Source organism: Halostella litorea, assembly GCF_004785955.1.
GTDB classification, from domain to species: Archaea; Halobacteriota; Halobacteria; order Halobacteriales; family Natronoarchaeaceae; genus Halostella; species Halostella litorea.
Genome location: NZ_SJER01000006.1, coordinates 97,141 through 106,876, shown reverse-complemented (window position 1 = coordinate 106,876; position 9,736 = coordinate 97,141). Strand labels below are relative to the sequence as shown.

Here is a 9,736-nt window from a genome sequence, read left to right as displayed (position 1 = left end):
GAGCTGGCGAGCTTCACGGACGAACTCGGGGTCGACGTCAACGAGGCCATCGAGGTGGCCAACACCCAGCCGTTCTGTGACATCCACGACCCCGGCGTCGGCGTCGGCGGCCACTGCATCCCCTACTACCCGTACTTCCTCATCCGGGAGCTGGCCAGCGACGCGCCGCTGTTGCGGACGGCCCGCGAGGTCAACGACGGGATGCCCGTCTTCGCCGTCCGCAAGCTCGTCGAGGGGCTCCAGCGCGTCGGCACCCACGTCGAGGACGCCGCCGTGCTCGTCCTCGGCGTCACCTACCGGCCCGGCGTCGCGGAGACGCGGAAGACGCCCGCCAAGCCCATCGCCGAGAAGCTGAACCAGTTCGGCGCGACGGTCGTCGCGGCCGACCCGATGCTCGACGACTTCTCGGAGTTCGACGCCTACGGCGCGTCGGTCGACTCGATCACCGACCTCGACCTCGACGCCGCCGTCCTGGTCACCGCACACGAGGAGTTCGAGGACATCGACTGGACGGCGTTCGACGAGGAACTCGTCGTCGTCGACGGGCGCGACGCGCTCGACCTCGACCACACCGACCACCGCGTGTACACCGTCGGGAGCGGGTGACGATGTACCGGGGCAAAACTGTCGGCGTCGTCGTGCCGGCGTACGACGAGGAGGGGTTCGTCGGGGAGGTGATAGACACCCTTCCGGAGTTCGTCGACCGCGCGTACGTCGTCGACGACCGCTCGACCGACGACACGTGGGCGGAGATACAGCGACACGCGGCGGCGGCCAACGCCCGGCCGACGGACCCGCCCGTCGCGGACGGCGGCGTCGCCTTCGACCCGCGGGTGGTGCCGATCCGCCACGAGGAGAACCGCGGCGTCGGGGCCGCAATCAAGACCGGGTACGAACGCGCCCGCGAGGACGGCCTCGACGTGACGGCGGTGATGAACGGCGACGGGCAGATGAACCCCGACATCCTCCACCGGATCATCGAGCCGGTCGTCTCCGGCGAGGCCGACTACGCGAAGGGGAACCGCCTCATCTCGCCGGCCCACTGGGACGGGATGAGCCGCTGGCGGCTGTTCGGCAACTCCGTCCTGACCTTCCTCACGAAGGTGGCCAGCGGCTACTGGCGGATGGTCGACCCGCAGAACGGCTACACCGCCGTCTCACTGCGGGCGCTGGAGCGCCTCGACTTCGACAACCTGTACGACCGGTACGGCTTCTGCAACGACGTGCTCGTGAAGCTCAACGCCCGCGGGCTCCGCGTGGCCGACGTGCCGATGGAGGCGGTGTACGGCGACGAGCAGAGCGGCATCCGGTACACCGAGTTCATCCCCCGCCTGTCGGCGCTGCTGCTCCGCGGGTTCCTGTGGCGGCTCAAGACGCGCTACCTCGTGTACGACTTCCACCCGCTCGTGTTCCTGTACGGCCTCGGCGTCGCGGGCGGCCTCTCCGGCCTCGCCCTGGGCGGGCTGGCGCTGGCCGCCGGCGCGGGGCTCGTCGCCGGCGCGTTCGGGCTGCTGTTCGTGCTGCTGGGCGGCACGCTCTGTACGCTAGCGATGATATTCGACAAGCGACACAACGAGAGCCTCGAACGCGGCACGTGGGGTGAGCGGCGATGAAGGTGCTGACCGTCGTCGGCGCGCGCCCCCAGTTCGTGAAGGCGTTCCCCGTCTCCCGCGCGCTCCGGGACGGCCACGATGAAGTGCTCGTCCACACGGGCCAGCACTACGACGAGGGCCTCTCGGACGTGTTCTTCGAGGAGTTGGACATCCCCGAGCCGGACCACCACCTCGGCGTCGGCTCCGCCACGCACGCGACCCAGACCGCCGAGATGATGACCGGGATCGAGGAGCTGGTCGACGCGGAGGACCCCGACGCCGTGTTGCTGTACGGCGACACGAACTCGACGCTGGCCGGCGCGGTCGTCGCGGCCAAGGAGGACGCCGCGGTCGCCCACGTCGAGGCCGGCCTCCGGAGCGACAACTGGGCGATGCCCGAGGAGGTCAACCGCGTGCTCACGGACCACGCCTCGGACCTGCTGTTCGCGCCGAGCGAGGCGGCCGCGGCGAACCTCCGCGAGGAGGGGATCACGGAGGGCGTCGCGGTCACCGGGGACGTGATGCAGGACGCGATCCTCCACGCCCGCGAGCGGGCGGCCGAGGGGTCGTCGTTCCTCGCCGAACTCGGCGTCGACGACGGCGAGTACGTCCTCGCGACCGTCCACCGCGCGGGCAACACCGACGACCCCGTCCGCCTGGACGCGATCATGTCGGGGCTGGCGGCCGCGCCCCGCCCCGTCGTGTTCCCGGCCCACCCCCGTACCGTCGGCGCGCTGGAGGAGCACGGGCTCTGGGAGGCGTACGCCGACGAACTCCGGCTGATCGAGCCCGTCGGCTACCTCGATTTCGTCCGGCTGCTCGACGGGGCCGAGCGGGTCGCCACCGACTCCGGCGGCGTCCAGAAGGAGGCGTTCTACCTCGACACGCCCTGCGTGACGCTGCGCGACGAGACGGAGTGGACCGAGACGGTCGACTGTGGCTGGAACGTGCTGGTCGGGGCCGACGAGCCGGCGATCCGCGAGGCGCTGTCCGCCGACTTCGTCCCGCCGGAGAAACCGCCGCTGTACGGCGACGGGGCGGCCGCCGAGACGATCCGCGAGGTGTTGGACCGTGTCTGACGGCGACGCGGTCCCCGACGGACACGAGTTCGCGCTCTGTCTCACCCACGACGTCGACCGGCCGTACAAGACCTACCAGTCGCTGTACTACGCGATAAAGGAGCGGCCGACCTACCACCTGCGGACGGCGCTGCCCGGCCGGAACCCCTACTGGCAGTTCGACGAGATCCGCGACCTGGAGGCCGACCTCGGCGTCCGCTCGGCGTTTTACTTCCTCAACGAGCGCCACCTGTTCCGGGACCTGCCGCCCCGCGAGTGGCTCCGGCCGAACAGGTGGGTCCAACACCTCGGCCGGTACGACGTCGAGTCGGAAGCGATCGCCGACGAGATACGCGAACTCGACGGCGGCGGCTGGGAGGTCGGGCTGCACGGCTCCTTTGGCTCCTACCGCGACGTCGAGCGGCTCCGCTACGAGAAGGCGGTGCTGGAGGACGTGCTCGGCCACCCCGTCGTCGGCGGCCGCCAGCACTACCTCAACCTCGACGTGCCCGACACCTGGCGGCACCACACCGAGGTCGGGCTCCGGTACGACGCGAGCCTCGGCTCCGCGACCGAGTACGGGTTCCAGTACGGCTACGACCCGCTCCGGCCGTTCGACGACGAGTTCGTCGTGTTCCCGCTGACCGCGATGGAGGTGGCGCTCCCGGACCCCGGCCGGTCGTTCGACCGCGCGTTCGACGCCTGCGAGGACCTGCTGTTCGAGGCCGCGGCGAACGACGCGGTGATGACCGCGCTGTGGCACCCGCGCTTTTTCAACGAGAACGAGTTCCCCGGCTACCGCCGCCTGTACCGCCGCCTGATAGAGCGGGCGAAGGAGATGGGCGGCTGGGTCGGCCCGCCGGGCCAGCTGTACCGCGGGCTCGCCCCGGCCGACGACGGCGCTTCGGACGCCGACCGGGCGAGTATACGGAGGATAACAAAACACTAACCGAACGAGGGAGACACCGAATGAACATCGAACCGCTCTCGTTGGACGACTGGGCCGACGCCCTGCCGTCCGACGGCTTCGAGGTGTTTCACACCCCCGAGGCGCTCCGCACGATAGACGACCACACCACGGCTGACATGCGGCTCCTCGGCGGGTTCAAGGGCCAGCAGCCGGTCGCGCTGTTCCCGGCGTTCGTCCGGCACGGCCCCGTCGGCCGCGCCGTCACCTCGCCGCCGCCGTCGATGAGCGTGCCCCACATGGGCCCGGTGCTGATGCCGAACTCGCCGAAGCGGCGCAAGCGCGAGAAGCTGAACCGCCGGTTCGCCGAGGGGGTCATCGACGAACTCGACGCCGACGCGTCGAACACGCTGTTCCGGACCGTCACCGCGCCCGACTACGGCGACCCGCGGCCGTTCGAGTGGGCCGACCTCTCGCTCGACACCGCCTTCACCTACCGGCTCGCGCTCGACGGCCGCTCGCTCGACGACGTGCTGGGGTCGTTCAGCAGCAGTCTCCGCCGGGAGATACGGGACGCCCGGGAGTCCGACGTCGAACTCTCCGTCGAGGGGCGCACGGCCGCGAAACGGGTGTTCGACCGGACGGCGGACCGCTACGAGGACACCGACTCGTCGCTCCCGGTCACGTGGCCGTTCGTGCGCGACCTCGTCGACGCGCTGGGCGACCGCTGTCGGGTGTACGTCGCCCGCGCGCCGGACGGCGAGTTCCTCAGCGGCATCGTCGCGCTGTACTCGAACGACGCGGCGTACTTCTGGCAGGGCGGCACCCGCGCCGAGTACGAGGGGACGGGCGTCAACGGGCTGCTCCACTGGGGGATCATCCGGGACATCGTCGAGAACCCGGACCTCGACTCGGTCCACCAGTACGACCTGGTCGGCGCGAACACCGAGCGGCTCTGTCGCTACAAGGCGAAGTTCGCTGCGGACCTGCGGCCCTACTACGTCGTCGAGTCGAGCGGCACCGGCATGAAGCTCGCGAAAAGCGCCTACAACCTCGTCAGCTGACGCGGGTTCCCGTTCTCACTCCGTCCGCCCGCCGCGCTCGCGGCCGCGCCGCAGCCGCCGCGCGTCCGCCGACTCGGACAGGTCGGCCGTCCCGCGCCGCGACAGGCCGGCGACCGAGTCGATCGACCCCGGATCGGTCGCCACGTCGACGATCACGTCGGTGAGGTTCACCGTCTCGGCCATGAACTGCGCGCGCCGCTCGGCCCAGCGCGCCGGAGCGTCTTCGTCGGCCAGCAGTTCGGTCGCCGCGTCGAGCACGTCGTCGAACGACCGCAGGTTGCGGACGAGGTCGCGCCGCTCGAGTTCGATGAAGTTCCCCATGTCGTCCTCGCCGACCCACGAGTTCGAGCGGATCGCGGGCGTCCCCAGCAGCGCCGCCTCCGTCACCATCGTCTGCGTGTCCGCGACCAGCAGGTCCGCCTCGGCGAGCGCGTCGTGGAGCAGCGCCGGGTGGCAGTCGAACTCGCGGGCCGGCAGCGCGTCGGCGTCGACGTCGTCGCCCTCGTCGGAGAGCAGCACCGTCGCCTCCTCGGCCAGCCGCTCGACCAACTGGCGCCGCTGTGCGGGGCTGAACCCGCCTTCGCCGACGTCGTGGTGCGAGCCGAAGGCGTTGAACCGCAGGAGGACGAACCGCTCGTCGTCGCCGAGGCCGAGTTTGGCCCGCACGTCGCCCGCCGGCTCGTAGGCGTCGGGGTGGAGGTACGCCGACTCCTTGAACCCGCGGAACTCGTAGTGGTTCTCGCCCAGGTCCTTCCGGAAGGCCGCCGGCGTCAGCATGGCGTCGGCGAACGGCGCGGAGATCCGGTGGTCGAGCGTCGTCGGCTCGGAGTCGAGGAGGAGCACGACCGGCGTCCGCGTCACGGCCCCGGCGTGGGCCGCGTACGCGCCCATCCCGAACACGAGGTCGGGGTCGAACCGGACGGCGGCGGTCAGGATGTTCCGGTAGTGGCCGACGACGTTCCGCAGGAGCGAGTACTTGCTCGTCCCGCAGTAGCCGTACGTCTCGTAGGGGAGGTCGTACCACTCCAGCAGCGGTATCGTACAGCCGTAGTCCCGGGCGAGGATCCGCGCGTCGTGGCCGTCCGCGCGGAGCCGTCGGACCGCGTGTTTGTACAGGTGGACGTGCGCCGGCGTGTTCGTGAAAAACAGCTGTCTCATCGGTGGACGTTCCGCCGTGCCCGGCCTTTGTTAGCCGGCTCTTGACCCGCCCCCGCGGCGAGTTCGGGCCGGATAACCCCTGCAACCGTCGCCGGGCGTCCGGCCCCGTCGCCGTTCGGCAAGCGGGCCGCTTCGGCCATCAGACCGCCGCATTCGGCCGCCAAACCCCGGTTCAGCGGCTAAGAGGTCCATAACAAAACCGACCCGACCCGTACGACGACCACTGTGAACCCCGGTTTTCGGGCGGAGCGCACGCCGACGAGACGCACCCTTCCATGACCCTGCAATCACCGAACGCGACACACGAGACGCACCGCTCCGCGGACCGCGCCCGGTCGAACGGCCCGACCGTGCTCCGCGTCCTGCGGGACACGCTCGCGTACGCCCGCCGCCGCGACTACACCGGCTGGGACTACGGCGACGGCATGTCGAGCCGGATCCGGCGGGCGCTCCCGGTCGACAACAAGTGGGTCAACCTCGCGTTCCAGGAGACGATAAAGCGCGCCCCCGTCAACGTCCGCCCGCTGTTCCTCGTCGAGCAGCGCCGCAACTACAAGGGGACGGCGCTGTTCGCCATGACGAACCTGAACTTCGACCGCCTCACGACCGACATCGACTACGACCCCGCGGACGGGGCCAACTACCTGGCGGAGGCCCGCGACCTCCTCGACTGGCTCGTCGAGAACCGGTCGCGGGGGTACAGCGGCTACTGCGGCGGCCACAACCACGAGATCCAGCACCTCGACGGCCGCGGCGTCCCGAACGACCCCGACGTGGTGTCGACCTCCTACGGGGTGAAGGCGCTGCTCGCCGGCGCGGACATCGACTCGCGGTACCCGGAGATGGCCCGCACCGCCGCGGCGTTCGTCACCGACGACCTCGACTACCGCGAGGTCGACGGCGGCGACGGCGCCATCATCAACTACCACATGAACCACTCCGACGACTACTACACCATCAACGCGGGCGCGCTCGGCGCCCGCATCCTCGTCGAACTGTACGACTTCTTCGGGGACCGCGTGTTGCTCGACCGCGCGACGAAGATACTCGACCACATCGCGCGGCTCCAGACCGACGTCGGCGGCTGGCACTACCGGGAGCCGGCCGACGCGTCGCACCTGTCGATGGACAGCCACCACAACGGCTTCGTCGTCGAGGCGTTCCAGCAGTACCGCTCGCTCACGGGGTCGTCGCGCTACGACGATACGGTCGACCGCGCGCTGTCGTTCTACCGCGGCCTGTTCGAGGCCGACGGCGCGCCGCGGTTCGACGAGGAGAACGCGTACCCGCGGGACATCCACGCCGCCGCCCAGGGGATCCTCGTGTTCACCTACGCGGGCGAACTGGACGTCGCCGAGCGGATCCTCCGGTGGACGCTGCGGAACCTCTACGCGGGCGACGGGCGGTTCTACTTCAGAAAGGGGCGGTTCTACACGAAGCGCATCACGCTCATGCGGTGGTGCCAGGCGTGGATGGCCTACGCGATGTCGGAGTACCTGACCGCACAGCGGATCTCTGGCGCGCCGGTCGGTGAGAACTGATATACTCGCTCTTACTGTTTCCCGGTGATCGCCCGTCGGTCAGACGCTCTCGCCGAGGTCGCGGACCGAGTCGGGGTCGGCGACGATGAACGCCTCCTCCTTGATCAGCTCCTCGTCGTTGGGCAGGAACATCAGCTGCTCGCCGCCGGCGGTGCGGGCGTCGACGACCTCCCAGTCGTCGAGCCGGTAGTCGAGGTCGGCCGTCAGGTCCGGGTCGGTGTCCTGCTTGGCCCACTCCACGCGCACGGTCTCCTGGGGGGCGTGCTCGGACATCGCTACCGGCCCCCGCGTCCCCCGTCGGTGCGGGGGATAAGCTCGTGTTTCCGGTCGGTAGGCCCTGCGATCCGTCGACGGTCGGCGGCGGGCGGTCGCGTCATATCTACGGCAGGCGGCCCTTACCGGGATAAGGGTTCTGGCGGCCTACCACCCACCTCGGGGAGCGTCGTTGCGGGATGGATACCGGCTACGATCGATCCCGTCCCACGTACTTACCAACCACCGGTAAACGGGACTTATCCTGACAGGAACCCCGGCCGGTTCAGCGACGCCCGAGCCGAGACGCGTTGCGTCCCGTACGCGGCCGATATCGACGAGTAACGACGGCTTACTAGCCGTCTTCCGGGCGGATGCCGGCCCTGCGGACGGCCCTCGGCGGCGACGGCGAGCGAGCGGCCGGCGTCGCCCGCGGCCGGCGCGCGCCGCGGCGGGTGCCGTAGGGTCAGTATAACAAAGCTTCCGACGGGGCAAGCGAACGCAGAGTACAGCATGCCGGACCGAGTCGACGACGCGCCCGTACAGCTCCGACATCGCCCGTCCCCGCCGCACAGAGCCGGATGAAGTACCGGAGGACGAACGACTCCCCCCGGAGTCGGCTGGGCCGTCTCCCGCTCGACCTCGTCGTCGCCGTCGGGTTCGCGCTCGTCGCCGGCGTCGTCGTGTTCGCCGGGGTGGGGCCGGCCCTCCTGCGCGCCGCGGTCGGGGTGCCGCTCCTGCTGTTCCTCCCGGGGTACGTCGTCGTCGCCGCCGCGTTCCCGGGGCGGCCGGACGCCGCGACGCCCGACCGGTTCCTCGCCGGCCGCGCCGACGACGCGCCCGCGGGGGTCGACGGCGTCGAGCGCGCCGCGCTCGCCTTCGGGATGAGCGTGGCCGTCCTGCCCCTGCTGACGCTGGCTATCGCGGCGTCGCCACTCGCGCTCGCCGCGCCCGCGGTCGTCGCCGTGTTCGTGGGCGCGGTCTGTCTCGGTGCCGCGGTGGCGGCGGTGCGGCGCATGCGCATCCCGGCGGACGCCCGGTTCCGGGTGCCGGCCGCACGGTGGGCCGCCGAACTCCGGGGGGCGGTGCTCGGCACCGACCGGCGGTCCGTCGGGGTCGTCAACGCCGTGCTGGTCCTGAGCGTCCTCCTCGCCGCGGGGACGATGGGCTACGCGCTCGCGGCCCCGCAGGACGGCGAGTCGTACAGCTCCATCGCCCTCCTCACCGAGAACGAGTCGGGCGGGCTGGAGGCCGACGGTTACGACACGAACCTCACGAGGGGGGAGACGACGGACCTGGTCGTCAGCGTGGAGAACAGCGAGGGGAGCGAGACGAACTACACCGTCGTCGCCGTCGTCGAGCGGGTCGAGCCGACCGCCGAGGGGGTCCGGGTCCTCGAACGGCAGGAACTGGACCGGTTCGGGGCGACCGTCGGGCCCGGGGAGATGTGGCGGCAGCGCCACGCCGCCGCGCCGGAACTGGTCGGCGACGACCTCCGGCTCACGTACTACCTCTACCGGGGCGACGCGCCCGGGACCGTGAGCAACGGGACCGCGTACGAGAGCGTCTACCTCTCGATCGACGTCGCGTGGGGTGAGTGACGCGGTCGATGTGGCCCTGGGAGCACTTGGCCGTCGGCTACCTGCTGTTCTCCCCGAGCGTTCGGCTCTCCGCGGCCCGCGCCCCGACCGGCGTCGAGGCGGTCGTCCTCGCCGTCGCGACCCAACTCCCAGACCTGATCGACAAGCCCCTCGCCTGGTGGCTGGGCGTCCTCCCGAGCGGCCTCTCGCTCGGCCACTCGGTGTTTTTCGCCGTCCCCGCGGTCGCCGTCGGCGGGGCGCTGGCCGCCCGGGCCGGCGTCCCCGGGGTCGGCCTCGCCTTCGGCGTCGGCTACCTCTCGCATCTCGCCGGCGACGTGCTGTTCAACTCGCTCGGCGGTCGGCTCCGGGTCGGCTTCCTGCTCTGGCCGCTCGTCTCCCGTCCGTCGCGCGAGGGGACGGCGCTGATCGCCCGCGTCGCGGCGTTATGGGGCGATTTCGGCGCGTTCCTCGCCACGCCCGTCGGGCGGCTCTACCTGCTCGCCGAGGCGGCCGTGCTCCTGCTGGCGGCGGCGCTGTGGGTCGCCGACGGCCTCCCGGGGGTCCCCCGGTAGCGCGGCCCGCGC

10 protein-coding genes are annotated in these 9,736 nt (G+C 71.0%); 8 read left to right on the top strand and 2 right to left on the bottom strand.

The annotated features are described in order from the left end of the window. From EYW40_RS17205 to EYW40_RS17185, 5 genes are all read left to right on the top strand, one after another. Nucleotides 1-606: UDP binding domain-containing protein (locus EYW40_RS17205; RefSeq protein WP_310732462.1), on the top strand; the 606-nt coding region annotated here is incomplete at its 5' end. 2 nt (nt 607-608) lie between these two features. Continuing rightward, the gene (locus EYW40_RS17200; RefSeq protein ID WP_135822889.1) at nt 609-1,613 is read left to right on the top strand and encodes a glycosyltransferase family 2 protein; all 1,005 of its coding nucleotides are present in this window, start codon (nt 609-611) and stop codon (nt 1,611-1,613) included. Next, the gene (wecB, locus tag EYW40_RS17195) at nt 1,610-2,671 is read left to right on the top strand and encodes a non-hydrolyzing UDP-N-acetylglucosamine 2-epimerase (protein ID WP_135822888.1); all 1,062 of its coding nucleotides are present in this window, start codon (nt 1,610-1,612) and stop codon (nt 2,669-2,671) included. Before EYW40_RS17200 ends, wecB begins: the two co-directional genes overlap by 4 nt. Continuing rightward, nucleotides 2,664-3,599 carry a polysaccharide deacetylase family protein gene (locus EYW40_RS17190; RefSeq protein ID WP_135822887.1) on the top strand — a complete coding sequence of 312 codons (936 nt, stop codon included), beginning with the start codon at nt 2,664-2,666 and terminating at the stop codon, nt 3,597-3,599. The genes wecB and EYW40_RS17190 overlap by 8 nt, the downstream gene beginning before the upstream one ends. 20 nt (nt 3,600-3,619) lie before the next feature. Next, the gene (locus tag EYW40_RS17185; protein WP_135822886.1) at nt 3,620-4,621 is read left to right on the top strand and encodes a GNAT family N-acetyltransferase; all 1,002 of its coding nucleotides are present in this window, start codon (nt 3,620-3,622) and stop codon (nt 4,619-4,621) included. A 15-nt stretch (nt 4,622-4,636) separates the two neighbouring features. Here EYW40_RS17185 and EYW40_RS17180 read toward each other — a convergent pair whose 3' ends face one another. Then, nucleotides 4,637-5,779 (bottom strand): DUF354 domain-containing protein, encoded by a 1,143-nt coding sequence (locus EYW40_RS17180; protein WP_135822885.1) that lies wholly within the window; start codon nt 5,777-5,779, stop codon nt 4,637-4,639. 275 nt (nt 5,780-6,054) lie between these two features. Here EYW40_RS17180 and EYW40_RS17175 point away from each other — a divergent pair, with 275 nt between their 5' ends. Continuing rightward, on the top strand, nt 6,055-7,320 hold the full coding sequence (locus EYW40_RS17175; protein WP_135822884.1) for a YyaL domain-containing protein: 1,266 nt from the start codon (nt 6,055-6,057) through the stop codon (nt 7,318-7,320). A 39-nt stretch (nt 7,321-7,359) separates the two neighbouring features. On the opposite strand, the gene EYW40_RS17170 is transcribed toward EYW40_RS17175, so the two are convergent. Next, entirely contained in the window at nt 7,360-7,593 is a 234-nt protein-coding gene (locus EYW40_RS17170; RefSeq protein WP_135822883.1) for a hypothetical protein, read from the bottom strand. 560 nt (nt 7,594-8,153) lie between these two features. On the opposite strand from EYW40_RS17170, the gene EYW40_RS17165 reads away from it, so the two are divergent. Next, nucleotides 8,154-9,173, top strand: a complete 1,020-nt coding sequence (locus tag EYW40_RS17165; protein WP_135822882.1) for a DUF1616 domain-containing protein — start codon at nt 8,154-8,156, stop codon at nt 9,171-9,173. Then, nucleotides 9,170-9,724: a metal-dependent hydrolase gene (locus EYW40_RS17160; RefSeq protein ID WP_237560634.1), complete on the top strand. Its 555-nt coding sequence runs from the start codon at nt 9,170-9,172 to the stop codon at nt 9,722-9,724. The genes EYW40_RS17165 and EYW40_RS17160 overlap by 4 nt, the downstream gene beginning before the upstream one ends. Nucleotides 9,725-9,736 lie beyond the last annotated feature (12 nt).